This is a genomic window from Haloferax prahovense DSM 18310 (genome assembly GCF_000336815.1).
GTDB lineage: Archaea > Halobacteriota > Halobacteria > Halobacteriales > Haloferacaceae > Haloferax > Haloferax prahovense.
Genome location: NZ_AOLG01000008.1, coordinates 92358 through 117388 on the forward strand (window position 1 = coordinate 92358; position 25031 = coordinate 117388).

The 25031-nt window shown below is 67.4% G+C and carries 26 protein-coding genes and 1 tRNA gene; 14 read left to right on the forward strand and 13 right to left on the reverse strand.

Features of this window, described 5'->3' with window-relative positions; genetic code table 11:
• Positions 1 to 75: 75 nt before the first annotated feature.
• Positions 76 to 648 carry an IMP cyclohydrolase gene (locus tag C457_RS00470; protein WP_008090950.1) on the reverse strand — a complete coding sequence of 191 codons (573 nt, stop codon included), beginning with the start codon at positions 646 to 648 and terminating at the stop codon, positions 76 to 78.
• A 132-nt stretch (positions 649 to 780) separates the two neighbouring features.
• On the opposite strand from C457_RS00470, the gene C457_RS00475 reads away from it, so the two are divergent.
• Positions 781 to 853: transfer RNA gene (locus tag C457_RS00475), tRNA-Gln, on the forward strand.
• A 161-nt stretch (positions 854 to 1014) separates the two neighbouring features.
• On the opposite strand, the gene cgi121 is transcribed toward C457_RS00475, so the two are convergent.
• Together cgi121 and C457_RS00485 are read right to left on the reverse strand one after the other, a co-directional pair.
• Positions 1015 to 1509, reverse strand: a complete 495-nt coding sequence (cgi121, locus tag C457_RS00480; RefSeq protein WP_008090952.1) for a KEOPS complex subunit Cgi121 — start codon at positions 1507 to 1509, stop codon at positions 1015 to 1017.
• A complete protein-coding gene (locus tag C457_RS00485; protein ID WP_008090954.1) occupies positions 1506 to 3980 on the reverse strand; it encodes an ATP-dependent DNA helicase in 2475 nt (824 codons plus the stop codon). The genes cgi121 and C457_RS00485 overlap by 4 nt, the downstream gene beginning before the upstream one ends.
• 108 nt (positions 3981 to 4088) lie before the next feature.
• Between C457_RS00485 and C457_RS00490 the strand changes: the two genes are divergently transcribed.
• The 3 genes from C457_RS00490 to C457_RS00495 all read left to right on the forward strand — a co-directional run bounded on the left by C457_RS00490 (position 4089) and on the right by C457_RS00495 (position 5439).
• Complete coding sequence (locus tag C457_RS00490; protein ID WP_004044976.1) at positions 4089 to 4334, forward strand: ferredoxin; 246 nt, start codon at positions 4089 to 4091, stop codon at positions 4332 to 4334.
• A 162-nt stretch (positions 4335 to 4496) separates the two neighbouring features.
• Positions 4497 to 4583: a hypothetical protein gene (locus tag C457_RS21205; RefSeq protein WP_422653684.1), complete on the forward strand. Its 87-nt coding sequence runs from the start codon at positions 4497 to 4499 to the stop codon at positions 4581 to 4583.
• A 4-nt stretch (positions 4584 to 4587) separates the two neighbouring features.
• Complete coding sequence (locus C457_RS00495; RefSeq protein ID WP_008090959.1) at positions 4588 to 5439, forward strand: DUF7089 family protein; 852 nt, start codon at positions 4588 to 4590, stop codon at positions 5437 to 5439.
• 31 nt (positions 5440 to 5470) lie between these two features.
• Here C457_RS00495 and C457_RS00500 read toward each other — a convergent pair whose 3' ends face one another.
• Both C457_RS00500 and C457_RS00505 read right to left on the reverse strand, forming a co-directional pair.
• Positions 5471 to 6049, reverse strand: a complete 579-nt coding sequence (locus C457_RS00500; RefSeq protein WP_008090962.1) for a DUF7090 family protein — start codon at positions 6047 to 6049, stop codon at positions 5471 to 5473.
• Positions 6050 to 6146: 97 nt separating this feature from the next.
• Positions 6147 to 6605, reverse strand: a complete 459-nt coding sequence (locus C457_RS00505; protein ID WP_008090964.1) for a DUF2391 family protein — start codon at positions 6603 to 6605, stop codon at positions 6147 to 6149.
• Positions 6606 to 6731: 126 nt separating this feature from the next.
• Between C457_RS00505 and C457_RS00510 the strand changes: the two genes are divergently transcribed.
• Entirely contained in the window at positions 6732 to 7412 is a 681-nt protein-coding gene (locus C457_RS00510) for a class I SAM-dependent methyltransferase (RefSeq protein ID WP_008090965.1), read from the forward strand.
• A 42-nt stretch (positions 7413 to 7454) separates the two neighbouring features.
• Here the strand turns inward: C457_RS00510 and C457_RS00515 are convergent, their stop codons facing one another.
• The 3 genes from C457_RS00515 to C457_RS00525 all read right to left on the reverse strand — a co-directional run bounded on the left by C457_RS00515 (position 7455) and on the right by C457_RS00525 (position 11550).
• Positions 7455 to 8591 (reverse strand): ABC transporter ATP-binding protein, encoded by a 1137-nt coding sequence (locus tag C457_RS00515; RefSeq protein ID WP_008090967.1) that lies wholly within the window; start codon positions 8589 to 8591, stop codon positions 7455 to 7457.
• Between the two features lie 94 nt (positions 8592 to 8685).
• Positions 8686 to 10401 (reverse strand): ABC transporter permease, encoded by a 1716-nt coding sequence (locus tag C457_RS00520; protein WP_008090968.1) that lies wholly within the window; start codon positions 10399 to 10401, stop codon positions 8686 to 8688.
• 9 nt (positions 10402 to 10410) lie between these two features.
• The gene (locus C457_RS00525; RefSeq protein WP_008090969.1) at positions 10411 to 11550 is read right to left on the reverse strand and encodes a thiamine ABC transporter substrate-binding protein; all 1140 of its coding nucleotides are present in this window, start codon (positions 11548 to 11550) and stop codon (positions 10411 to 10413) included.
• 130 nt (positions 11551 to 11680) lie between these two features.
• Between C457_RS00525 and C457_RS00530 the strand changes: the two genes are divergently transcribed.
• The gene (locus tag C457_RS00530) at positions 11681 to 12715 is read left to right on the forward strand and encodes an AI-2E family transporter (RefSeq protein ID WP_049913332.1); all 1035 of its coding nucleotides are present in this window, start codon (positions 11681 to 11683) and stop codon (positions 12713 to 12715) included.
• A gap of 12 nt (positions 12716 to 12727) precedes the next feature.
• Here the strand turns inward: C457_RS00530 and C457_RS00535 are convergent, their stop codons facing one another.
• Positions 12728 to 13504, reverse strand: a complete 777-nt coding sequence (locus C457_RS00535) for a sulfurtransferase (RefSeq protein ID WP_008090971.1) — start codon at positions 13502 to 13504, stop codon at positions 12728 to 12730.
• 251 nt (positions 13505 to 13755) lie between these two features.
• Here C457_RS00535 and C457_RS00540 point away from each other — a divergent pair, with 251 nt between their 5' ends.
• Positions 13756 to 14616, forward strand: a complete 861-nt coding sequence (locus C457_RS00540) for a sulfurtransferase (protein WP_004045008.1) — start codon at positions 13756 to 13758, stop codon at positions 14614 to 14616.
• A gap of 53 nt (positions 14617 to 14669) precedes the next feature.
• Here the strand turns inward: C457_RS00540 and C457_RS00545 are convergent, their stop codons facing one another.
• Positions 14670 to 16112, reverse strand: a complete 1443-nt coding sequence (locus tag C457_RS00545; protein WP_008090973.1) for a short-chain fatty acid transporter — start codon at positions 16110 to 16112, stop codon at positions 14670 to 14672.
• A 185-nt stretch (positions 16113 to 16297) separates the two neighbouring features.
• Here C457_RS00545 and C457_RS00550 point away from each other — a divergent pair, with 185 nt between their 5' ends.
• Positions 16298 to 16897 carry a hypothetical protein gene (locus tag C457_RS00550; RefSeq protein ID WP_008090975.1) on the forward strand — a complete coding sequence of 200 codons (600 nt, stop codon included), beginning with the start codon at positions 16298 to 16300 and terminating at the stop codon, positions 16895 to 16897.
• A gap of 257 nt (positions 16898 to 17154) precedes the next feature.
• On the opposite strand, the gene C457_RS00555 is transcribed toward C457_RS00550, so the two are convergent.
• The gene (locus C457_RS00555) at positions 17155 to 17424 is read right to left on the reverse strand and encodes a DUF7553 family protein (RefSeq protein ID WP_008090978.1); all 270 of its coding nucleotides are present in this window, start codon (positions 17422 to 17424) and stop codon (positions 17155 to 17157) included.
• A gap of 88 nt (positions 17425 to 17512) precedes the next feature.
• Here C457_RS00555 and uvrB point away from each other — a divergent pair, with 88 nt between their 5' ends.
• The 4 genes from uvrB to C457_RS00575 all read left to right on the forward strand — a co-directional run bounded on the left by uvrB (position 17513) and on the right by C457_RS00575 (position 22033).
• Positions 17513 to 19609: an excinuclease ABC subunit UvrB gene (gene uvrB / locus C457_RS00560; RefSeq protein ID WP_008090979.1), complete on the forward strand. Its 2097-nt coding sequence runs from the start codon at positions 17513 to 17515 to the stop codon at positions 19607 to 19609.
• 6 nt (positions 19610 to 19615) lie between these two features.
• Positions 19616 to 20035 carry an NUDIX hydrolase gene (locus tag C457_RS00565; RefSeq protein WP_008090980.1) on the forward strand — a complete coding sequence of 140 codons (420 nt, stop codon included), beginning with the start codon at positions 19616 to 19618 and terminating at the stop codon, positions 20033 to 20035.
• Positions 20036 to 20443: 408 nt separating this feature from the next.
• Complete coding sequence (locus tag C457_RS00570) at positions 20444 to 21529, forward strand: sulfite exporter TauE/SafE family protein (RefSeq protein WP_008090981.1); 1086 nt, start codon at positions 20444 to 20446, stop codon at positions 21527 to 21529.
• Positions 21530 to 21592: 63 nt separating this feature from the next.
• On the forward strand, positions 21593 to 22033 hold the full coding sequence (locus tag C457_RS00575) for a universal stress protein (RefSeq protein ID WP_008090982.1): 441 nt from the start codon (positions 21593 to 21595) through the stop codon (positions 22031 to 22033).
• A 25-nt stretch (positions 22034 to 22058) separates the two neighbouring features.
• Here the strand turns inward: C457_RS00575 and C457_RS00580 are convergent, their stop codons facing one another.
• Together C457_RS00580 and C457_RS00585 are read right to left on the reverse strand one after the other, a co-directional pair.
• A complete protein-coding gene (locus tag C457_RS00580) occupies positions 22059 to 22553 on the reverse strand; it encodes an acyl-CoA thioesterase (protein ID WP_008090983.1) in 495 nt (164 codons plus the stop codon).
• 454 nt (positions 22554 to 23007) lie between these two features.
• A complete protein-coding gene (locus tag C457_RS00585) occupies positions 23008 to 24210 on the reverse strand; it encodes an SPFH domain-containing protein (protein ID WP_008090984.1) in 1203 nt (400 codons plus the stop codon).
• Positions 24211 to 24286: 76 nt separating this feature from the next.
• Here C457_RS00585 and C457_RS00590 point away from each other — a divergent pair, with 76 nt between their 5' ends.
• A complete protein-coding gene (locus C457_RS00590; RefSeq protein WP_004974006.1) occupies positions 24287 to 24481 on the forward strand; it encodes a DUF7554 family protein in 195 nt (64 codons plus the stop codon).
• 49 nt (positions 24482 to 24530) lie between these two features.
• Positions 24531 to 25028: a 2'-5' RNA ligase family protein gene (locus tag C457_RS00595; RefSeq protein WP_008090989.1), complete on the forward strand. Its 498-nt coding sequence runs from the start codon at positions 24531 to 24533 to the stop codon at positions 25026 to 25028.
• Positions 25029 to 25031 lie beyond the last annotated feature (3 nt).

Genomic DNA, 25031 nt, shown 5'->3' on the forward strand with positions numbered 1-25031 from the left:
CGGCTGAAAAGTTCCGGGCCGGTCGCGAGTCGAGTACGACAGCGCACCTGACCCGGCGGGACGCCGACAGTCGCGTTACTCGCCGTTGTAGAAGGCGGTCTCGACCGAGTCACCGACGGTCGCGGCGGCGGCACAGACGGCGTGTTCGAACTCGTGGTCGTAGAGTTCGCGGGCCGCGTCGGCCGCGGTCTCCGCGTCGAGGTCGAACGCGCGCGGTTCGTCTTCCTCGTAGGTCGCCACGAGCGTGGGTTCGGAGACGGCTTCCACCACGAGCGCGTCCTTTCGGACGATGCCGATGAACGCCTCGTCGTCGCCGACGACGCCCGCGATTCGGGGCGTGTCGTAGTCGTCTTTCTCGTAGTCGAGCGCGAGCAGAATCTCGGCGAGGGCGTCGCGCGGCGGGTAGCCGAGGTCGAGTTTCTCCGCGATGGGGTCGACCTGCGAGCCGTTGCCGACGACGACGTAGTCGCCGCCCTCGCGGACGCAGTTGTAGGCGATGTAGGGGTTATCGGTCTCGGGGGCGTCGGGCGTCGGCCCGACGGTCAGGGCTCCGTCCCGGTCGACGACCTGTCGGTTCGGGAAGGACCGAGAGGAGACGCGATACGCACCGATTCCGGGGCCAACGACGACGAAACGTCCGACGTACATACACGAGAGTGGATAGAATAGGGGCAAATAGTTGGCGGTTTATGCACGTCTGTCCGTCACCGTGCCATAAAATCGCACGGCGGAATCGACACGCAACGTTTACAAATACCCGCGAAGTACGAATTGATGCGAAGTCCCATGGGGTAGTGGCCAATCCTGTTGCCTTCTGGGGGCAACGACCCAGGTTCGAATCCTGGTGGGACTATTTCTCCGATTCTCACGCTCTTTGAGGCCGCGCTGTCCCCTGTTCTCCAGTTGAAACGAAGGGGTAGGTTTCAGAAACCCAAGGGGTGTGTTTCGAGTGGAGTTTTTGATGACGGATTCTCAGACCGTCCGAATACGGGCGATACGGGTCGTGAAAACCGCTTAGCGTTCGACCGCGAGCAGCGCGACTCGTTCTTTGACCAGTGCGGGGAGGTCGCCGTCGGCGACGCGCAACTCCGTCTCGCCCACGTCGAACACCTCGCGGACGAGCGCTTCGTCGTAGTCACCGAGGGTCTCCGCGGGTTCGAGGTCGAGTCGGTCGAACAGCGCGGCCTCGGCGCCTTCTTCGTCGCCGCCGTCGACGAGAATCACGACGGGGAGCGTCCCCTCCGAGACGCCGATTTCGAACGCGCGGTTAATCTGCCGGCGGCCGCTGGCGTAGAGGAGGATTTCGACGGCCCGGTCGCGGGCGATTTCGTTGCCGCGGCCGATGGCCCGGTCGGCGAGTTCGGTCGCCCGTTCGAGGTGCTCGCGGTCCACGACGTACCGGGCGTCGAACGCCTGCACCGTCGCGCCCGTCTCGTCGGCCACGTCGCCGACGACCGCGATGAACGAATCGAGGTCCGAGACGGTCGCCTCGGCTTCGACGAGTCTCATTCGAAATCACCCAGACTCGCCTGTTGGTCGGCGCGGTCTTTTGCCGTCTCGAAGCCGGTGTCGTCGGGGACGGCGTCTTCCGGCGCGTCGTCTTCGTCCACCTCGTCCATCGAGGGGTCCTTCCGACCCGCGGCTTCGAGGATGTTCTGAGCCGTCTTCCTGCGACCCCGGAGCGCGGCGAGGATGCGCGATTTCTCGGTCTCGCGGAGGTCGGCCCGACTCTCGACGCCGGCTTCGAACAGCCGTCGGGCGCGCTTTCGGCCGACGCCGCGGACGCCGGCGAGGTCGAGCAGTTCCTCGCGGACGCCGTACTCGACGCGCTTTTTCCCCTCGCGGACCGCGTACACGGAATCGAGGTCGAGTTCGGAGGCGAGTCGCTCGGCTGCACCGAGGAGCCACTCGGCCGTCTCGACCTTCCCGCGGATGTCGCCGGGGCCGACGCCGTAGCGCTCGGTGATTCGGTCCTCGTCGACCTCGCCGACCCAGTCTTCGAGGAGCTTCGCGGTCTTCAGCGCCGACAACCAGTCTTCGAACGCCACGTCCTCGTACTCCGAGGGGACGCGCCCGAGGAACTCCGGTTCGCGCTCGTAGCACAGTTCGGTGTAGGTCTCGCGGTCGCCGGACTTCAGGTAGAGCTGATACATGTCCGGCGTCCGGCAGACGAGGTGGTAGAGGCCGAGCGGCGTCGGATACGTCCGGTCCGTCTCGAACTCGTCGGCGTCGTCGTCTCCGGAACCACCGGCGTCAACGTCTCCCCCGTCGCCGCTCTCTGTCGCGACCATCTCGCTGGCCCGCTGGAAGCCGCCGGGTTCGTCGTCGGATTCGCCCCGCGCTTGTTTCGGCTTCTCGGGCGTCTCGCCCGCGAGCGCCCGGAGCTTCTCGGTTCGGTGGTCCGCCGCCCATTCGAGGCCGTCGATGATTTCGGCGGCGCTCATCGGGTCGAGATAGAGCCGCGAGACGGTGTGGCCGACGGGCGTCGCCCGTATCGTCTCTCCTTCGAACTCGACGAACCCGTTTACTTCGAGATAGTCGAGCACGCGGTCGGTCACCTGTCCGAGTCGCTCGGGGTCGTCGGTCTGGGTCGCATAGAGCGTCTGGTCGAGGAATTCGAGCAGTCCCTCGCGGGTGTGGGCGAAGCCGGAGGCGACGGTGGCGAGCAGGTGCGTCCGCAGCGCGGGCTCGGCCGCGAGCTTCGACCGCACGTCTTCTGCGTCGGCCCAGATGTACCGCTCGAACAGTTCGTCGCGGGCGTCGGCGTCCTTCGCGAGCAGTACCGCCTCGCCGTAGGGGTCGAGGCCGGGCCGACCGGCGCGACCCATCATCTGGTGAACTTCGAGCACGTCAAGCGGCTTCATTCCGCCGTAGTCGCCGTCGTAGCGCTGCCAGTCGCGGACGACGACGCGGCGGCTCGGGGTGTTGACGCCGGCGGCGAGCGTCGGCGTGGCGCAGATGCACTTGATGAGTCGGTCGCGGAAGGCGTCCTCGACGAGGGTTCGGTGCTCCGCGGCGAGCCCCGCGTGGTGGAACGCCGCGCCCTTGGCGACCGCCGCGGCGAGGTCCTCGGAGGTCTCGGTGTCGGACACGTCGCGTATCTCGGCGGCGAGTTCCGCGAGGTCGCCGCGCTCGTCGCCGGTGATGTACCGCTCCGTCACGTCGGCCATGCGGCGGGCCGCGGACTCGGCGTTTCGCCGCGAGTTCACGAAGACGAGCGAGGAGCCCTGGTCGCCGTCGCCGTCGCCCTCCAACGCGTCGGCGACGAGCGCGGGCGTCTGCCGTTCCCCGCGGCCGACCGGCACCTCGCGTTGGCTCCCGTCGGCGAAGGAGATGGCGTTGCCGTAGTGGACGCCCATCTTGAGGTCGATGGGTCGCCAGTCGGACTTGACGAGTTCCGCGTCGAGCCAGTCGGCGACGACGCCCGCGTTGCCGACGGTCGCCGAGAGCGCGACGACCTGCAGGTTCGGGTTGAGCCGGCGGAGCTTCGCCAGCGTGACCTCCAGCGTCGGCCCGCGGTGTCTGTCGTCGACGAGGTGGACCTCGTCGGCGACGACGCAGGTGAGTTGGTCCATCCACGCCGCGTTGTTCCGGACGAGCGAGTCGACCTTCTCGGAGGTGGCGACGATGATGTCGCGCGAGGAGAGCCACTCGCCGTCGGACTCGTAGTTGCCGGTCGAAACGCCCACGTCGATGCCGTACTCCTCCCAGCGTTCGAACTCGGCTTTCTTCTCGGAGGCGAGCGCCCGGAGCGGGACGATGTACAGCGCCTTCCCGCCGCGCGCGACGCTCGACAGCATCGCCAGTTCGGCGATGAGCGTCTTTCCGCTCGCCGTCGGGACGGCGGCCACGAGGCTCTCGCCGTCCGTCAGGCCGGCCTCGACGGCCTCGGCCTGCGGCGGGTACAGCTCCTCGATACCCTCGTCGCGGAGGGCCTCGGGAATCCCCGTCGGCAGGCCCGTCAGGTCCGCAGTTCGCATTGCATCTCCCTTGGACCGTCCCCCGGTTTAAGCCATCGGGTCGGTTCGGTCGCCGACCCACGTCCCCGCGTCGGCAGGGCTTTGTACGGCCCGGCGGTACGATGGCGCATGAGAGTCGAGTACGACCGCGACACCTGCATCGGCATGTTCCAGTGTGTCGACGAGTGGGAGGGCTTCGAGAAGAACGTCGACGACGGCAAGGCCGACCTCGTCGACGGCGAGGAGACCGACGACGGCGTCTTCGTCCGCGAGGTCCCCGAGGACGCCGAGTTCGACGCGAAGTTCGCCGCCCGCGTCTGCCCCGTCGAGGCCATCCGCATCCTCGACGACGACGGCGAACAGCTCGTTCCCTGACCGCGACGCCGACGAGCCTGCTGTTTTCTCTCGCGTCCGCGACGCGACCGAACCGTGTGACCGACGACCGTGGGGTACGTCCCCGAACCCCTCCGTTTCGACTGGAGATTCGGCCGACGATAGAGTGTAACAGTTAAGCGGCGGGCCCCTAATCGTGCCACTATGAGCCAAGCGACGAAAATCGTGCTCGGTACCGTCGGCGTGTCGGCCCTGCTGGCCGTCGTGTTCGTCGGGATGAGCATCGCCTGAGCGGATGTTCGAGACGCGCACCCTGCCGTCGGACCTCGAATCGGTCCGCGACGAGTACGCCTCCGGCGCGCTCGTCTTGGACGTGGCCGGTGACTTCGACACCATCCCACCCGAGGCCGCGGAGAACCTCGGGTTGGTGGTCGAGTCGCTCTCCCCGGCGGCGTACCCCGCGGAGTGGCTACCAGACGACTCGCCCCAACAGCTCCGGCGCTACGCGTCGTCGGACTTCACCATCGGGATGCCCGGCGACGGCACCGTGACGTGGTCCCGACAGACCGACCCGCCGGTCGTGCTGGTGAAGTACCGCGCGAAGGGGACGCCGGACGACTTTCTGGACTTCCTCATCGCCGAGGCGTTCGTGCAGGCCGGAAACGACGAGATTCCGGAGCACTTCCTCCCCTTCTTCGGTGAGCGGTACCGCGACCTCGCCGCGGCGACGCCGCTCGGCCCGAGCGAGACGTATCAGGTCGCCGCCGCCCTCTACGAGGGCTGGGTCGGTCTCCACACCCGCGAGGCGTTCGCGTCGTGGGAGGGGAGCCACGACCGCCTCCACGACGCGTGGGTCGATGCCGGCGGCCGACTCGACGACCGACTTGCGAACCTCCCGCGGCTCGTCGCGCTTGGCAGACTCTCGTTCGCCGAGGCGACCGAGTTCGCGTGTTCGGCCATCAAACACGGCCGCGACCTCCCCGCGCCGTTTTCGGCGCTGGACACCGCGGCGTACCGCGACCACGGGCCGAGCTACGCGGTCAAGTGGGCGGAAAAGACGTTCGAGCAACTCGCGGCCGACGACGCGGAACCGGTCGACGGCGCGGCCACCGACGATTCGGCCGACGACGACGCCGACTCGGCGTAGTCGGTCGCGTCCGAGCGCGTCGCGCGTCGCCTCAGAACTCGGTTTCGACGGTGCCGTCCTCGTCGAGGTCGACGACGCCGTCGAACAGTTCGCGGAATCGGTCCAGCGTCTCTTGGTCGTGGACCTCTTTCGAGAGGTGGAACAGCCCTACCGCGTCGAACTCGTCGAGGAGTTCGAGAATCTGTTTCGTCGCCTCGAAGGCGCGGTCCTCGTCGGCGTAGTAGGCCATCTCCGTGACTGAATCGACGCTGAGCCGGAGCTTTCCGTCGTGGCTTTCGAGGAACTGTCGGGTCTTCCCGACGATGGCGTCGAGGTCGTCGGGAGCCGCGACGTAGTGGATGTTGTCCGAACTGCGTCGGGAGTAGCCGCGCTCGATAGAGAGCGTGTCGAGGATGGTGGCGCTGGACTCGTCGACCTCGTAGTGTTCCAGCTTCTGTTCGACCTCGCGCGCGGTGGTCCGCGTCGAGATGACGAGGAAGCGGTCGGTGTCGACTTTGAAGAAGTCCGTGTCGATGCGGTCGGTCTCGCCGATGCTCGGATGAAGGAGCAAGATACCTGTGCCGCCCGGAATCGTCGCGGGCGCGTCTTCGATGGCGAGCTCGTAATCCATACCCCAAGCAGTTACCCTGCCGACTTAATCCTTCATGCCGCTTGGGCCGCGGCGTCCCCGAATCGTGTCGTGTGTTCACTCTCCGCGCGCTGGGCGGTCAGAACAGCGAGTCGGCCGTGGCGGCGCCGATGACGCTGAACACCGCGCCGACGCTCGTCGCCTTGAGCGTGATACGGAGCACCGCGAGGTCGAGGTCGTACCCCAGCACGGTGACGAGGACCTGTCCCGACACGTCCGAGAGGAACGTCCCCGGCGCGTCGAACGCGAGCGCGAGGATGAACACGGAGAGGTACGAGACGGTGATGAGCGAGATGAACCGGACGGGAATCCCGCCGACCTCGCGCTCCCTGTCGGGGTCGCGGTCGTCGGCCTTGTAGAGCGCGCCGTAGCCGACCGCGAGCACGATAAAGAGCGTGAGGAGCGCCTGCGCGAACGACATGCTCCGCGCGAGCACCCACACCTCCTCGGTGACGACGAACGGCCCCGCGAGGAGGAACCCGCCGACGACCTGCTGGGCGGTGTCGGCGAGCGCGAACCGGCGGCGGACTCCGACCATACACCGGTCGTCGGGACGGCGGCAATTAAAAGGCGCGACGGGAGACACGGCTGATTCGCCGCCGGATTCGCCGCCCCCGCGGGACCAGTTCGAACGCATTTTCACCCCGGCGCGCGAGGCTTCGGTATGAGCGTCCGCGACGAGTTCGACGCCTGGGCGGCCGACGGCCGCGACAAGGGCATGGAGGACCGACACTGGCACACCGCGAAGCACGCGCTCGCACGGATGCCGGTCGAGGAAGGCGACACCGTCGTCGACCTCGGGACCGGAAGCGGCTACGCCCTGCGCGCGCTTCACGACACGAAGGGCATCGGCCGCGGGTTCGGCCTCGACGGCTCGCCCGAGATGGTCCAGAACGCCCGCGAGTACACCGACACCGACGACCTCTCGTTTCTCGTCGGCGACTTCGACGACCTCCCGTTCGACGACGACAGCGTCGACCACGTCTGGTCGATGGAGGCGTTCTACTACGCCGCCGACCCGCACCACACCCTCGAAGAAATCGCCCGTATCCTCAGGCCCGGCGGGACGTTCTACTGCGCGGTCAATTATTACGACGAGAACGTCCACTCCCACGAGTGGCAGGAGCTCATCTCCATCGACATGACCCGGTGGTCCCACGCGGAGTACCGCGAGGCGTTCCGCGACGCCGGCCTCCACGTCGCCGAACAGGACTCCATCGCCGACCTCGACATCGACATCCCGGCGGCCGCCGAGTTCCCGACCGACGATTGGGAGACCCGCGAGGAGATGGTCGAGCGCTACCGGACGTTCGGCACGCTCCTGACCGTCGGCGTCGCGCCCTGACGCGGAACGGGACCGCAGAACCGACCGACCCGCGCTTTCGACCTACTCGACGATGTGAGCCGACGCCGGGGCGAATCCGATATCAAGCGTCGTCCCGACCTCGAATCCGGCCGCTGATTCTTCGCCGCCGTCTTCGACCGCCACGACGAGTTCCGTCTCGCCCCAGTCGAGTCGCACCCGCGTCGTCGCCCCCTGAAACTCGGTGTCGACGACGGTCCCGCGAACCCGGTTCGTCTCCGCGCCGACCCGGAGCTGTTCGGGTCGGACGCAGAAGGTGAGTTCGTCGCCGGGCGCGGGACGTGCGGGTCGGCCGCCGTCTCTCCCGTCGCTTTCAGCGCGGTCGCCGGACGCCGAACCACCTTGGCCGAGGACGCGCCGCCCCTCGGCCAGCGTGAACACCGCGTCGCCGACGCCGACGCGAATCCCCCCCGTTTCCGGTCGAGACTCGACGACTGCGTCGAGGACGTTGTTCTCGCCGAGGAACTCCGCGACGAACCGCGTCCGCGGTCGGTGGTAGAGTTCGCGGGGCCGGCCGACCTGTTCGACGCGGCCGCGGTTGAGGACGGCCACCCGGTCGGACACCGCCAGCGCCTCCGACTGGTCGTGGGTGACGTAGACGGTCGTCACGCCGAGTTCCGACTGGATTCGCTTTACCTGTCGGCGGAGGCGGTCGCGGAGTCGGGCGTCGAGCGCCGACATCGGCTCGTCGAGGAGCAGCAGGTTCGGGCCGGGCGCGAGGGCGCGGGCGAGCGCGACCCGCTGTTGTTGCCCGCCCGAGAGAGAGTCCGGGTCGCGGTCTTCGAACCCCGCGAGGTCGACGAGGTCCAGCAGTTCCGCGATGCGCTCGTCGCGGGTGCCGCCGCCCGGCGGGTCGGTAAAGCGGAGGCCGTAGGCGACGTTCTCGCCGACGCTGAGGTGCGGGAACAGCGCGTAGTTCTGGAACACGACGCCGACGCCCCGAGACTCGGGCGCGACGCCGGCCATCGACTCGCCGTCGAAGCGCACGGTCCCCTCGGTCGGGGACTCGAAGCCGGCGATACAGCGGAGCGTGGTCGTCTTGCCGCAGCCAGAGGGGCCGACGAGCGTGAAAAACTCGCCGTCGTCGACCGACAGCGAGACGGAATCGAGCGCCGTCGCCGACCCGTAGCGCTTGGACACCGCGTCGAGTTCGAGTCTCACGGGTTCGCCTCCGAAGTCACGTTCTCCCCTCGCCGGCGGACGGTCATAATTCTCACTTCCCGCGGCTCGCCCTCGTCTCGTTCTCCGGGCTCACTCATAGCTCGCCCCACCGACCGCCGAAGCGGTCCACGACGAGGAAGCTGGCGGACGTGACGAGAAGCAGGAGACAGCCCATCGCCGTCGCGGGGCCGAGACGTCGCCCGAGGAACCGCTCGACTGCGATGGGCATCGTGTAGCTCCCCGCGCCCTCCGCGAGGATGATTGTCGAGTCGAACTCGCCGATGCTGATGGCGACGGCGAACGCCGCGCCCGCGACGACGCCGGTCCAGACGAGCGGCAGTTCGATATCGACGAGCGCGCGGGTTCTGGTCGCACCGAGCGACCGCGCGGACTCCACGAGCCGGCCGTCGAGTCGGGCGAAAAGCGGCGCGACGTTTCGGGTGACGAAGGGGTACGCGCCGACGGCGTGGGCCGCGACGATAGCGAGCGCGCCGGTGACGCGGATTCGCGTCCCCAGCACGTCGACGCCGAAGACGAGGCCGCGGAGCAGGCCGAGGCCGACGACGATGCCCGAGACGGCGAAAGGTGCCATCGCGAGTACGTCGATGAGGCCGCGCCCACGGTACCGGCGGGTCGTGAGGACGGCCATCACCACGCCCATCGGGACGGCCACGACGAGCGTCCCCGCGGCGAAGGCCAGCGAGTTCAGGATGGCGGGGAGGGGTTTGACCTGAAAGCTCGCGCCGGTCGCCTGTCGCTCGGCGAGGAAGGCGTAGTTGGCGAGCGTGAAGCCGCCGTCGCCGCCGGTGACGCTCGCCAGCACCATGCTGGCGATGGGGACGACGAACACCAGTCCGACGATGAGGGCGTAGCCGGCGATGCCGGCGGTTCGGAGCGCCGATTTCGGCGTCCAGTCGGACGGGACGACAGACCGGCGAGGAAGCGGGTTCGCCGCGCCGCCGGCCGACCGCTGGCTGGCCTCGTACCGGAGGTAGACGGCGGTCAGCGTGATGGAGATGACCGTCTCGATGACCGCGAGGCTGGCGGCCTCGGCGTACGCGAGGTCTCGGACCCGCGAGTAGACGAACACCTCGATGGTCGCCAGTTGGAAGCCGCCGAGTGCGAGGACGATGGGGAACGACGCGAAGGTGAAGATGAACGTCAGGGTCGCGCCGACGCCGATGGACGGCAGGAGCTGTGGGAGGACAACGTCGCGGAAGGCCCGCCGCGGGTTCGCGCCGAGCGAGCGGGCGGTCTCGACGGTCCGGGCGTCCACGCTCTCCCACGCGGCGGTGACGACGCGGGCGACGAGCGGGGCGTTGTAGAACGCGTGGGCGACGATGATGGCTTCGAGCGTGAACAGCAGTTCGACCGGCGGGAGGCCGACGGCAGAGAGCGCGCGGTTCAGCGTCCCGTTGCGGCCGAACGTCGCCACGAAGCCGATGGCGACCATGATGGAGGGCATGACGAACGGGAGAATGGTAAGCGAACGGAGCGTCTCACGGCCGCGGAACTCGAAGCGCGAGAACAGCCACGCGGCGGGGAGGCCGAGCGCGAGGCTGGCGAGCGTCGAGTAGAACGCCTGTTTCGCCGTGAACCAGATGATGTCGACGAGGTAGAACTCGCTCGTCAGAATCGCCGCGATGGGTTCGACCGTGGGTCGGCCGTCCACGAGGACGGCGTCGGCGAAGACGGTGGCGACGGGGTAGTAAAACAGGACCAGGAGGACGACGGCGGTGAGCGCCGCGACGAGGGTGAGCAGTCGCTGTTCGAGGACGCGGACGACCCGGCGAACCGAGACGCGGCTCACCGGTTCACCTCACTTTCTGGCGAACTCGCGGGCCCAGGCGTCGGTCCAGTCACTCAGGTTGTTCTGAAGCCGGTCGTAGGAGAACGTGACGGCTTCCGGCGGCTCCTGTGCGTACTGCGCGAAGTCCTCGGGCAGCTCCGCGGTGGTCGTGGCCGGGAACTGGACGTTGCGGACGGCGATTTCGGCCTGCACCTCGGGTCGGAGCATGAAGTCCATGAACTCGGCCGCGAGGTCGGGGTTCGACGCGTCGGCGAAGTGGGCCATCCCCTCGGGGTTGGCGTAGCCCTCGTCGTTCAGGAAGCGAATCTGGTGTTTCGCCATGTCCTCGCCGGCCTCGGCGGCGAACACCTGGTCGGTCGAGTACGAGACGACCATCGGGGCCTCCCCGTTCGAGTAGGCGTTGTAGGAGTCCTCCCAGTTGCCGAGGACGCGGACGTCGTTTTCCTTCAGGCTCGCCCAGTAGTCGAGGTAGCCGTCTTCGCCCTTGGCGTCGATGGTGTGGAGTAAGAACGCCTGTCCCGTCGCCGACGACGTGGGGTTCTGCGCGAGGAGCGCGCCCGCGTACTCGGACTCCAGCAGGCCGTCGAACGTTTCGGGGGCGACGAAGTCGCCGTCGCCGTAGGTCTCGTTGTAGACGAGCGAGATGTAGCCCGTGTCGTAGGGGACCGCGCGGCCCTGCGGGTCGAAGTTCAGTTGCTCGTTCACGTCGCCCAGTCGGGACAGTCCCTCGGCGGGCGAGAACAGCGCCTCGTCGAGGTTCTGGTCGATGCGGACGAGCATCTGCGCGTCGAGGCCGACGTAGAGGTCCGCGCCGGACTCGACGCCGCGGAGGGCGCGTTCGATGTAGTAGTTCACGCCCGAATCGGGCGTCTGCCACTCCAGCGTCGCGTCGAACTCGGACTCGAACGTCTCTTTCAGCCACGGACCGGGGCTCGAACTCGGCGCGTCGACGAACGAGCCGTAGGTGCCGACGGTGAGCGTCGGCGACTCGCCGCCTGTGGTCGTCCCCTCGGTCGTCGTCGTGGTCGTCTCGGCCGTGTCGCCCGAGGCCTCGGTCGTCGTCTGCTCGCCGCCGGTCCCGGTGCAGCCGGCGAGGAGCGCGGAGACGCCTCCCGCACCGGCGGCCTTCAGGAAACTACGTCGTCTCATTACTCGGTTGTTGCACTCTGTGGTATTTAACGGGCGTGGTGTTCTCGGAGACGAATAAACGGCCGAATCTGTCGGATTCGAGGTCCGTATCGGGAGAACGACTTTATCCTCGGCGGGAGTATCACCGGAGGTGACTGCTTCTCGTCCGTACGTCCTCGGCGGTGTGCTCGCCCTCTTCGTGCTGCTCGCGGCGGTCATGCTCGCGGACGTGTTGGCGACGGTGTTTTTCGCCATCACGGTCGCCTACCTGCTCGTGCCGCTCAGGCGACGCCTCGAAGCGCGCGGGGTCTCCCGATGGGTCTCCAGCCTCGCCGCCACCGTCGTCGCGGCGGTCGGCGTCGGCGTCGTGCTCGCGCCGCTCGTCGTCATCGTCTTCCTCCGACTGAGCGACATCCTCGAGCTCGCGGCGCTCCTGCCCGACGTGGTGACCGTCGAGTTCCTCGGGATGGTCGAGACGGTGACGCTCGACGACGTGGTTGCGGTCGGCCTCGACCTGCTCCAGTCGCTCGGCCGCGTCGCCGCCACCGCCGCGCCCGTGGTCCTGATCAAACTCACGCTGTTCGGCTTCCTCGTGTTCTCGCTGCTCCTCAGCGGCGACGCCGTCGGGCGGACGCTCCTCGCGCTGGTCCCCGCCGACTACCGGGATGCGGCGACGGCCCTCAACGAGCGGGCCCGCGAGACACTGTTCGCCATCTACGTCCTGCAGGCGGCGACCGCCGTCGGCACGTTCGCCATCGGCCTCGTCGTCTTCTGGGCGCTCGGCTACGACTACGTCGTCACGCTCGCCACGGTCGCGGCCGTCCTCCAGTTCATCCCCATCGTCGGCCCGAGCGTCCTGCTCGCGGCGATGGCCGTCTACCACGTCGCGGTCGGCGACCTCGTCGCCGCCGCGCTCGTCGTCGCCGTCGGCGGATTCGCGGTCGCGTGGCTCCCGGATATCCTGATTCGCCCGCGACTCGCCAAGGAGACCGCCGACCTGCCGGGGAGCCTCTACTTCGTCGGCTTCGTCGGCGGCCTGCTCAGCCTCGGTCCGGTTGGTATCATCGCCGGCCCGCTCGTCGTCGCGCTCCTCGCGGAGTCCGTTGACCTGCTCGGTGCGGAGTTACGCGTCGACGACGGCGGAGGCGAGGAGGCCGCGGGCGACGACCCGGTCGAGACTCCCTGACTGCGCCGCTCGTCAGCCCTCGACGACCGCGCCGTCGCGTTCCTCCCACTCGGTGAGGCTGCCCTCGTAGAACGCCACGTCGTCGTAGCCGAGGTGCGAGAGGACGACGTAGGTGTGGCTGATGCGCCGGGCGGTGTTGCAGTAGAGGACGACCCGACGGTCCGGGGCGGCGCCCGCGGCGTCCAGAATCGAGTCGAGTTCGTCCCGCGGTTTCAGCCCGCGGGTCTCGTCGTCGACGAGTTCGCGCCAGTCGAGGTTGACCGCGCCGGGGAGGTGGCCTTCGTCGTACTCCGCGGGGTCGCGGGTGTCCACGATGACGGTCTCGGGGTCGTCCAGCGCGGCTTCGACCGCCTCGAAGTCCACGAGCGGCGTCTCGGTCGGGTCGGTTATCTCGTAGACCGTTCCCTCGACCTCGGTCGCCTCGGTCGTCGTCTCGCGCTCGCGGTTCCACGCGCTGAAGTCGCCGTCGAGGAGGTGGAGTTTCTCGGGGTCGTGTCCGTAGAGGAGGGCGGTCACGAGAAAGCGGGCGGCGAAGACGCCGTGGGTGTCGTCGTAGGCGACCACGTCGTCGTCGGCCGCGATGCCCGCGCCCGAAAGGAGGTCGGACCACGCGTCGCGGCCGGGGAGCATTCCCACGTCGCCGTCGGCGCTTCGGAACTCGTCGAAGGGTATCGACACCGCGCCGGGGAGGTGCCCGATGCCGTCGAACTCCCAGCCGTCCCGTACGTCCACCACGCGAACGTCGCCGAGTCGGTCCGCGAGCCACGTCGAAGAGACCACGTCTACCATGTCCCCACGTTTCCGGGCCGCGGATTTAGGTCCGCCCCTCCTCGCACCCCTCGCCACGTGTCCGGGGTAGCGGATGTTGTTGCTGGTTTCGTCGGATACCGGGCTGAGAATCCCCGAGACGGCCGTTCTCCGAGTCACTTTCGCCGTCTCCCCCGCCTTATCTGGGACAATATTGCCGCATCACCCGAGGTCAGGCCGTACATGCCGTCGCTGTGAGAGTTATGGGCCTTCCTGTTGTACGGTGAAACGCGATGTCAAACTCCGATTACGCGAAGGACGTGCTCGTCTCTGCGGACTGGGTGGAGAGCCACCTCGACGAGTTCCAGAGCGACGACCCGGCGTACCGACTCGTCGAAGTGGACGTGGACACCGAGGCGTACGACGAGAGTCACGCCCCCGGTGCCATCGGGTTCAACTGGGAGTCCCAGCTGCAGGACCAGACGACCCGCGACGTGCTGACCAAGGAGGACTTCGAGGACCTCCTCGGCTCCCACGGCATCTCCGAGGACTCTACGGTCGTCCTCTACGGCGACAACTCCAACTGGTTCGCCGCCTACACCTATTGGCAGTTCAAGTACTACGGCCACGAGAACGTTCACCTGATGAACGGCGGCCGCGACTACTGGGTCGACAACGACTATCCGACGACCGACGAAATCCCGTCCTTCCCGGAGCAAGACTACAGCGCCAAGGGTCCCTTCGAGGACATCCGCGCGTACCGCGACGACGTCGAGAAGGCGGTCGACAAGGGTCTTCCCCTCGTCGACGTTCGCTCGCCCGAAGAGTTCTCCGGCGAGATTCTCGCGCCCCCGGGACTGCAGGAGACCGCCCAGCGCGGCGGCCACATCCCCGGCGCGAGCAACATCTCGTGGGCCGCGACCGTCAACGACGACGGCACCTTCAAGTCTGCCGACGAACTCCGCGACCTCTACGCGGACCAGGGCATCGAAGGCGACGAGTCCACCATCGCCTACTGCCGCATCGGCGAGCGCTCGTCCATCGCGTGGTTCGCCCTTCACGAACTCCTCGGCTACGAGAACGTCACCAACTACGACGGCTCGTGGACGGAGTGGGGCAACCTCGTCGGCGCGCCCGTCGAGAAGGGTAACTGAGCCGCCTCGGCCTCAGTTCGTTTCGATACCGACCGACCGGTTCTTTTTGGGGTTCACATCGGCAGGACGCTGATGCCGACGGCGACGAGTACGCCCGCGCCGAGAAGCACCATCACGCAGTAGCCCATGATGTCGCGGACCGACAGGCCGCTGATGGAGAGCAGCGGGATGGCCCAGAAGGGCTGAATCATGTTGGTCCACGCGTCGCCCCACGAGGCGGCGACGGCGACCCGCGGGATGGACTCGCCGGACGCCTTCGCGGCCGTGACGAGCGTCTCACCGATGACGGCCCACTCGCCCCCGCCGGAGGGGACGAAGAAGTTCACGAGGCCGGCGGTGAAGAAGGCAAAGGCCGGGAGCGTCCCGTCGGGCGCGACGGCGACCATGCCCTGTGCGATTTGCGTGGCGAGGCTGACGGAGCCCTCCGGCGCGTAGGCCATGATGCCCATGATGCCCGCGTAGAAGGGGAACTGGAGGATGATTCCCCAGACGTTCTCGACGGCCTCGACGACGGCCTCGATGTACGCCTTGGGCGTCCCGTGGAACAGCAGGCCGAGAAAGAGGAAACCGAAGTTGACGATGTTCAGGTTGAGATTGTTCCACGGCATCGTCCCGTTCTGGACGCCCTCCCAGAAGTACAGGGCGACCGCGAGCAGGCCGACGACGCCGATTGCCACGCCGATGCCGAGCGAGTGCTCGATGCGCGTCGCGAGCGAGGCGTCGTCGGGGACGGCCGTGGAGGCCCACCCGCCGGTCGCCTGCTCGCCGCCGTCGGTCGCCGTCTCGAACGCCGCGGGGTCGATGGGCGTCTTCTTCGCGTCGTCGGTCGGGTACATGAGCGCGAACAGCGCCGGCAGGAAGAGGAAGCCGACCGCGACGACCAACACGAGGTTGGCGACCGTGAAGATGGTCCCGCCGGTGCCGAACGTCGTGTCGAGGATGCCCGCCTCGATGAGGAAGTTCCCCTCGGTGTTCAACAGGAGCGGAATCGACCCCGCGAGACCGCCGTGCCAGACGACGAACCCGGAGTACGCCCCGGCGACGACGATGGGGAAGTCGATGCCGCGCATCTCGGTCGCTATCTTCCGGGCGAACAGCGCCCCGACGACGAGGCCGAGGCCCCAGTGGACGAACGACGCCGCGGCGGCGACGACCGGCACCATCGCGGCCGCCCCTCGCTCCGTGTTCGGGACGCCCGCGAGGCGCGTCAGGAGCCAGTCCACGGGCTTCGTCTGCGCGAGCGCGTAGCCCGTCATCAGGATGAGCGTCATCTGCATCCCGAACGAAAGCAGGTTCCAGAAGCCGCCGTACCAGCCGTCGATGAGGAGGTTCCCGGCGTGTCCGACCACGCCGACCCCCTCGGCCGGCGCGACCGACACCAGCGCCAGCACGAACGCCACTCCGGTCAGGATGATGGCGAACAGGAACGCGTCGGGGAGGTACTGTTCGACCAGTTTCGAACTGCGCTCCGCCGCCTGCCTGATAGCGTTTGTCATAGCTCGGATAACCTCATGATAATACAATATATAATGTTTAATATTCCTGCTAGTTCGATTCGGTAGAATGTCACGAACCGGCCGACACGCCGGTCGTCGTCTGGGGTCGGGTCGGGTCGTCGCAGACCCGCGCCGGACTCGCCGCCGCCGATGGGTACAAACCCGAGACGGACATACGGGAGCGTATGTCCGAACTCCTCGACACCCTCCGCGACGACCACGAGACGCCGCTTTCCCGACTCGGCTCCTCGAAGGCGCTGTACGCCGTCACCGGCGGCGAGATGGACGGCGACGCGGTCCGCGCCGCGGCCGCCGCCGAGGCCGCCGCCGCCGCCGACCTGTTCGACTGGTGGGCAGACGACGAACCGAACGACGAGGCGGCCGCGCTCTTTTCGGACCTCGCCGACACCGCCCGGGAGCACGCCGAAACCGTCGGCGCGGAGTCCGACGGCTCGAAGCCGAACGTCTACGACGTGCTCGCCGAGTTCGAGACGACCGACGGCCGCCTCGGCGGCGCGCTCGCCCGCGCGCTCGTGTCGCTGAAGACCGTCGAGCAGATGGTCGGCTTCTTCGTCGGCGACGCGGACCCGATGGCCGCCAACGACTTCCGCACGCTCAAGTCCGACCTCAACGACCAACTCGACACGCTCGAAGCCGCCATCGACGGCCTCGTCGAGGACGACGCCGTCGCCCGCGAGGCCGCCGACGCGGTGGTCGAAGCCGCCTACGACGAGTACGTCGAGACGCTGGAAGGCATGGGCGTCAAGCCGAAGAACGTCTGCTAAGCCCCCTTTTCACTCACAGAGGGTCGCCGTTGGCGACCCACCCGGAGTAAACCGTCTCCGTGAACGGTAGCGGAACGACGGCTCGTGAGACGCAGCGCGCCTCACGGTGGGGAAAACAGCCGCGAGACTCGACTTCGGCCTGGCTCGCTGTGCGTTATGCTCGGAACTTGTATCTTCGTTCGCCCAGTGCTGACAGCGCCGACTCGCGGCGTAACGGGCGAGTTCCAGTAGAAACGAGGGGGTTTGTCAGCCGGTCGTCAGACGCCGGGGACGCCCTTGCGGTATTCGAGAACTTCGCTTCGAGCCTCGCGGACTGTCTCGGCGACGTCGCCGTCGAGGCCCTCGGCGAGTTCGTGGAGGACCGTCATGTGGCGGGCGAGTCGCCCGTGGTCCGGTCCCTGCTCGCGCGTCGCCAGCTTCGCGAGCTGGTCGGACTGTTCGTAGAGTCGCTCCTGCACGTCGCCCTCGGTCGCCTCGGCGGCTTCCTTGAGCAGGTTGCTCGCGCGTTCGAGTTCGGCTCGCGTCATACTGAACGGTTCGACAGCCCGACCCAAAACCGTTCCTCCGGCGACAAGCACCGCCTCGCTCAAGTACGCCGCGACCCAAGGACGGGCAATGAGCGAGTCCGGTCCCCTGTCCGCCGACAGACCCGACGCAGACCGCGAATTCCGCGTCGACGCCCCCTTCGACCCCGCGGGCGACCAGCCCGAGGCAATCGAGGCGCTGGCCCGCGGCTTCCGCGAGGGTGCCGACGTGCAGACCCTGCTCGGTGTCACCGGTTCCGGCAAGACAAACACCGTCTCGTGGGTGGTCGAGGAGATTCAGAAGCCGACGCTCGTCCTCGCGCACAACAAGACGCTCGCCGCCCAGTTGTACGAGGAGTTCAAGAGTCTCTTTCCCGACAACGCGGTCGAGTACTTCGTCTCCTACTACGACTACTACCAGCCCGAGGCGTACATCGAACAGACCGACACCTACATCGACAAGGACATGTCGATAAACGAGGAAATCGACCGGCTCCGCCACTCCGCGACCCGGTCGCTTCTCACCCGCGACGACGTCATCGTCGTCGCCTCGGTGTCCGCCATCTACGGCCTCGGCGACCCGACGAACTACACCGACATGTCTCTCCGGTTGGAGGTCGGCCAGCAGATGGACCGCGACGAACTGCTCGGCGCGCTCGTCGACCTCAACTACGAGCGAAACGACGTGGACTTCCGACAGGGCACGTTCCGCGTCCGCGGCGACACCGTCGAGGTGTTCCCGATGTACGGTCGCTACGCCGTCCGCATCGAGTTCTGGGGCGACGAAATCGACCGGATGCTGAAGCTCGACCCGCTGGAGGGCGAGGTCAAGTCGTCGGAGCCGGCGGTGCTCGTCCACCCGGCGGAGCACTACTCCATCCCCGAAGAGCAGCTCGAAGGAGCCATCTCGGAAATCGAGGAGCTGATGGAACAGCGGGTGAAGCACTTCCAGCGACAGGGCGACCTCGTGGCCGCCCAGCGCATCGAAGAGCGCACCACCTTCGACATCGAGATGCTCCGCGAGACGGGCCACTGCTCCGGCATCGAGAACTACTCGGTCCACCTCTCTGACCGCGAGCCGGGCGACGCGCCCTACACGCTCCTCGACTACTTCCCCGACGACTTCCTCACCGTCATCGACGAGTCGCACGTCACGCTCCCGCAGATTAAGGGCCAGTACGCCGGCGACAAGTCCCGAAAGGACTCGCTCGTCGAAAACGGCTTCCGCCTGCCGACGGCCTACGACAACCGCCCGCTCACCTTCGAGGAGTTCGAAGAGACCGTCGGACAGGCGCTGTTCGTCTCCGCGACCCCCGGCGACTACGAGCGCGAGCACTCCGACCAAATCGTCGAGCAAATCGTTCGGCCAACCCACCTCGTGGACCCGAAAGTCGAGGTGACGGAGGCGACCGGACAGGTCGACGACCTCATGGCCCGCATCGACGAGCGCATCGACCGCGACGAGCGCGTGCTCGTCACGACGCTCACGAAGCGGATGGCCGAAGACCTCACCGAGTACCTCGAAGAGGCCGGCGTCGACGTGGCCTACATGCACGACGAGACCGACACGCTCGAACGCCACGAACTCATCCGGTCGCTCCGCCTCGGCGACATCGACGTGCTCGTCGGCATCAACCTCCTCCGGGAGGGCCTCGACATCCCGGAGGTCTCGCTCGTCGCCATCCTCGACGCCGACCAGCAGGGCTTCCTGCGCTCCGAGACCACGCTCGTCCAGACGATGGGTCGCGCCGCCCGCAACGTCAACGGCGAGGTCGTGCTCTACGCCGACGAGATGACGGACGCGATGGAGGCAGCCATTTCCGAGACGCAGCGCCGCCGCCGCATCCAACAGGAGTTCAACGAGGAACACGGCTACACGCCGACGACCATCGCAAAGGAGGTCGGCGAGACGAACCTGCCGGGGAGCAAGACCGACACCCGCGGCGTCTCCGGCGACGAACCCGCCGACGCCGACGAGGCGGTGGAACAGATAGCCTTCCTCGAAGACCGGATGCAGGAGGCCGCCGACAACCTCGAGTTCGAACTCGCCGCCGACATCCGCGACCGCATCCAGAACCTCCGCCGCGAGTTCGACGTGGACGCGCTCGAAGACGGCGTCGCGCCCGAGTACCCCGACGAACACGACGGCGAGGCCGACGACGGCCTGACGCCCCCGGACGAGTTCTGACCGGTCGTGTCCTCACCACCGACCCTGACGTTCGCGGCCGGCGGACTCCTCCGCCGCGACGACGGCCGACTCTGTCTCGTCCACCGGCCGCGCTACGACGACTGGTCGCTCCCGAAGGGGAAGCTCGAACCGGGCGAGACGCTGATCGAGACCGCCGTCAGAGAGGTCCGCGAGGAGACGAGATGCGAGGTCGACTGCGGCCGGTTCGCCGGGCGCTACGAGTACCGCGTTCCCGACGACGCGGGGACACGGAGCGGCCCGAAGGGCGTGTTCGTCTGGCACATGCGCGTCGCCGACGAGCGCCCGTTCGAACCCGACGGCGAGGTCGACGCGCGCCAGTGGGCCACCCCCGCCGCAGCGCTCGAACGGCTCACCTACGAGACCGAACGGGCGCTGGTCAGACGGGCGTTCGAACCCAACGACTGAGCACAGATTTTGGATAGAAATACATGTTACTGGTTTTTCGACGCGCGTCGGTGTGTGGACCGTACCCAAATTGGGGGGTCGACATCAAGACTTATTAGCCCGACCTCGTTATGCCCGTTCCACCGTGATCCGCACCTCGGCGGACGAGCCTGCAACCCACACCGTTCACCACGCCTACCCCAACGGAGGCATTACCTGAATGGTCCGCGGATTCGAGCACGGAGTGCTCGATAGTTCGGGCGACCACCGCACGCCGGCCCATCCGGCGTGCGACGCGGTCGCATCCTCGGGAGACGGTGAACACGCGCGGGTCGGTGCCGCTGATGACTCGGCGAACGGGCTGTTTTCGACGTGCCACTCCACGCGAGTGCACGCGAACGCTACTGCGTACTGATAACAACGAGAACCATGAGCTCTCAGTCTCTCAGTCACGTCCAGAAGTCGTTCCTGAAGTACCAACACATCCTCGTGTTCATCGCTCCCCTGCTGTTCCTCGCCTCGGTGTTCACCATGGCACCGACGCCGTCGGGTGCAGGCATGGAGTACTGGCTCCAGTACTGGTGGCTGTTCCCGGTGTTCCTCACCGGCGCGACCATCGTGAACACGGTCGGCATCAGCGGGTCGGCGCTCTTCGTCCCGTTCCTCATCTTCATCTTCCCCATCTTCGCGCACCCGCTCGACTCGTCGACGCTGGTGAAAGTTGGCCTCATCAGCGAGGCGTTCGGCCTCTCCAGTTCGGCCGTCGCTTTCATCCAGTACGGCCTCGTCGACCGGCGACTGGCGCTGACGCTCGTCGGCGGCTCGATTCCGTTCGTCGTCGGCGGCGCGCTCCTGTCGTTCGTCATCCCCGACGTGGTGTTCCACGCGCTGCTCGGAATCGCGCTGCTCGCCGCGTCCTACCTGCTGTTCAACGCCGACCTCGGCCACGACGAACCCGGCTCGTCGGACTCCGACCACGCCGCGGCCACCGACGGCGGCACCGTCTCCGCGAGCCTCCCCAACGACCCCGGTAAGCTCGGCCCCGCGGGCGTCCACACGGCCGACGACGGCACCGTCACCCGCGTCGACCGCGAGGGCGACGACTACACCTACACCCGCGGCGGCTACCTGCGCCGCTTCGCCAACTACAGCGTCGGCGGGATGTTCCAGGGCCTCGCCGGCTTCGGCGTCGGCGAACTCGGCATCATCTCGATGCTCAGCACGAAAGTCCCCGTCCGCGTCGCCATCGGTACGAACCACATCGTGGTCGCGCTGACCGCCATCCTGGCGTCGCTCGTCCACGTCTTCGGCGGCGGTATCGTCGGCGGTCACTCGTTGAGCCTCGCGACGACGCCGTGGAACATGGTCGTCTTCACCGTCCCCGCGACGGTCCTCGGCGGCCAAATCGCCCCCTACGTGTCGAACGCGCTGGAGACCGACGTCATCAAGAACTTCGTCGGCGTCCTCTTCGCCGTCATCTCGATTGCGCTGTTCATGATGGCGCTGGGCATCTAACGACCCACTCGAACCGTTTTCACCGGCACCACTTTCACAGTCCTCGATTCTGAACCCTCACCCATGTACGACCACATCCTGCTTCCGACCGACGGTAGCGACGCGACCGATGCGACCATCGAGCACGCGGCGACCCTCGCCGAAACGTACGGCGCGACGGTCCACGTCCTGTCCGTGGCCGACTCGCGTAACCGCTTCGAGTCGCCCTCGGCCGGCATCGCGCCGGACGTGTGGGAGAAGTCCGAACTCGACCGCGCGGAGTCGGCGGCCGACGCCGCCGTCGAGGCGCTCCCTGACAGCGTCGCGACCGAACGCATCGTCGAGGAGGGCGTGCCTCACTCGACTATCGTCGACTACGCCGCCGACGCCGAGGTCGACCTCGTCGTGATGGCGACCCACGGTCGAACCGGCCTCGACCACTACCTCGTCGGCTCCGTCACGGAGCGCGTCGTCCGCCAGTCCGACGCACCGGTGTTGACCGTCCGCGCGGCGGACGAAAAATAAGCGCTGCGACCCCTCGCGGTCCGCGTTACTCGAACTCTTCTGCCAGCGCGGCGCGGTGCTCGCGGCGCTTCTGAAGCGCCGCGTCGCGCAGTTCGCGCTCCTCTTGGGAGTCGCAGACGAGGTCCGGAACCGGAATCGGTTTCTCGTCGTCGTCGAGCGCGACGAAGGGGAAAAAGGAGGTGATGGTCTCGCGGCGGTCGCCCTCGCTCGGTCGCTCGGCGGTCACGTCGACCTTGATGTCCATGCTGGTGCGACCGGTGTCGAAGACGTACGCCTCGACGGTCACCACGTCGCCCACGTCGATGGGTGCGAGGAAGTCCACGTGGTCCATCGACGCCGTGACTACCTGCCGCTCGGCGAAGCGTCGCCCGGCGATGGCCCCGCAAACGTCCATCCACTCCAGAATCCGCCCCCCGAGGGCGCGTCCGAGGTTGTTCGTGTCGTTGGGCATCAAAATCTCGCTCATCTCGGCGCGGGACGCCGACAGCGACCGCGTGCCGACCGACGACTGCTGTTGCATACCACACGGTCGGAGTCGGACGTGGTTAAATTATTCTACGTGGTGAAAAATAGAAATAAAGGTGATTAATCGCTCGGGTTGTCGATTGTCGACAAACGCGCCTCACATTTCAACAACCTAGACAATTAATAGTGTTTATTACGTATCGAACGGTGTCTGCGCGAACCGCAGACCGGTGGTGGGACGCCGACGCCCGTCTCTCGCCTGCGTTCGAGGGAACGTTCCCGAGGGTTCCGACTCCCGTTCGACCGCGACGAGCGACGGGGAATCAGTCGCCGATTCCGACTCCGACGACCCGAGCGGCTCCCGTTTCACGTCCGTCCCGCGCCTCGCCGAACCGCGACGGCCGGACGACGGGGCTCGCGCCGGTCGCCCCGCAGACCGGACACGACGCTGCACCGGCCCCTCGGCGCGTCGGTGGAATCGCGACTGCTTCGCGTATTCGATTTTTGGCTCACTCGACCCGCTCAGCCTCGACGCCGCCGTCTTCGATTTCGATGTCGACCGCGTCGGCGGAGATGTCCGCCGTCTCGATGCCGTCCAACTCACCGAGTATCTCACTGATGTCGTCGAGGCCGAGGAGTTCGCGGGTCTCCTCGTCGAACGCCTTGCTTTCGAGGCCCGCTGCCTGCTGTATATCGGAGCCGGTCAACCCCTTTCCGTAGCGGCCGAGCAGCGACGTGAGTTCCTGCGGGAGGATGTACGTCGTCGACGGCGAGGTTCCGATGTTCCCCAGCGTCTCCATGCCCTTGTCGATGATGGCGCGCTCGCCCATCGACTCCGCCGCGCGGGCCCGCAGAACCGTCGAGATGGCGTCACCCTGCGCTTCGAGAATCTGTGACTGCTTTTCCCCCTGCGCGCGGATGATGTTCGACTGCTTGTCGCCCTGCGCCTTCTCGACGGCGGAGCGACGTTCGCCCTGCGCTTCGAGAATCATGGCGCGGCGGCGGCGCTCGGCGGAGGTCTGTTGTTCCATCGCGGTCTCGACGTCCTTCGAGGGCTTCACCTCGCGGACCTCGACGGATTCGACGCGGACGCCCCACTCGTCGGTCGGCTCGTCGAGTTCCCGGCGGATGCGCGCGTTGATGTGGTCCCGGCGCGCCAGCGTCTCGTCGAGTTCCATGTCGCCGAGGGCGGCCCGCAGCGTCGTCTGCGCGAGCAGCGAGACGGCCCGGCGGTAGTTGTCGACCTGCAGGAAGGCGCGTTCGGGGTCCATCACGCGGATGTAGACGACGGCGTCCGCCGTCACGGGGGAGTTGTCCTCCGTGATGGCCTCTTGGGAGGGCACGTCGAGCGTCTGGGTTCGCATGTCGAAGCGGTAGGTCTTCGAGACGAACGGCGGGACGACGTTCAGCCCCGGTTCGAGGATGCCCTTGTAGTCGCCGAACACGGTCAGCGTCCGCTTTTCGTACGCCTGCACGATTTCGACCGCGTCGTACACCGCGGCGACGGCGAGCGCGAGGACGACGTATCCCGCGAGCGTCAGCGGCGTGACGGGGAAGACGACGACGGCGAGGCCGAAGACGATCACCGCGACGGCGAGGGGACCAAGCCAACGCGGGATTCGGCCGGGCTCGCTGTCGACCCGCCCCGCGCCCGACGACGAAGACGACGAGGACGCCGAGAGCTTCCCGAGTTGGTAGAACAGGCTGTCCATGGTGGAGAGTGACACCGAAGCGGAATAAAGCTACCCGGCCACCAGCTATTTGTCCGCGAACGCCCGACCGCCCCGTATGCGAACGAACCGCGGCCGAATCGACGTGGAGGACCTGCTGAAAATCATCCTCCTGCTCGTCCTCGTCTGGCTCGTGCTCGAAATCATCGGCGAGGTGCTCGGGCTGTTCGGCGCGTTGCTCGGCCCGCTCCAGCCGATTCTGGGACTCGTCGTCGCGGCGCTCATCGTCCTCTGGCTGCTCGACCGAATCTGACCCCCCGCGGCGACGATACGCCTTTGTGTCTCTCGCGTGAGTCACGGGCGTGTACAGTCTGAACGTCCCGGTTCCGGGGCGGGTCGCCCGCCTCGCGTCCGACCTGTTTCCGTACCTCGCCCCGTTCGACCGGGTTCGCGACCGGCACACGCTCGTCTGCAAGCGGTTCGAAGACACCGAGTTCGACCGCTTACACGAACAGTTGCGGCGCGTGCTCGCCGGTCAGCCGGCGTTCGAAGCCCGCGTGACCGACATCCGGTTCTTCGAAGCGCCGCCGCGCGGAGCCGCGCCAGTCGTCTATCTCGCTGTCGAGAGCCCCGGCCTCGCCGACCTGCACCGCGCGCTCACTGACGAGTTCGGCGCTGTCGACGGACTGGAGGGCGACGAGTACGTCCCGCACGTCACGCTCGCCCGCGGCGGCAGTCTCGCGGACGCCCGCGCGGTCGCGAGCCAGTCCATCGAGCCCGTCGAGTGGACCGTCTCGCAGCTCGACATCTACGACTCGTCGTTCCGCGAGACCGCGGACTCGATTTCGCTTCCGGCCTGACGG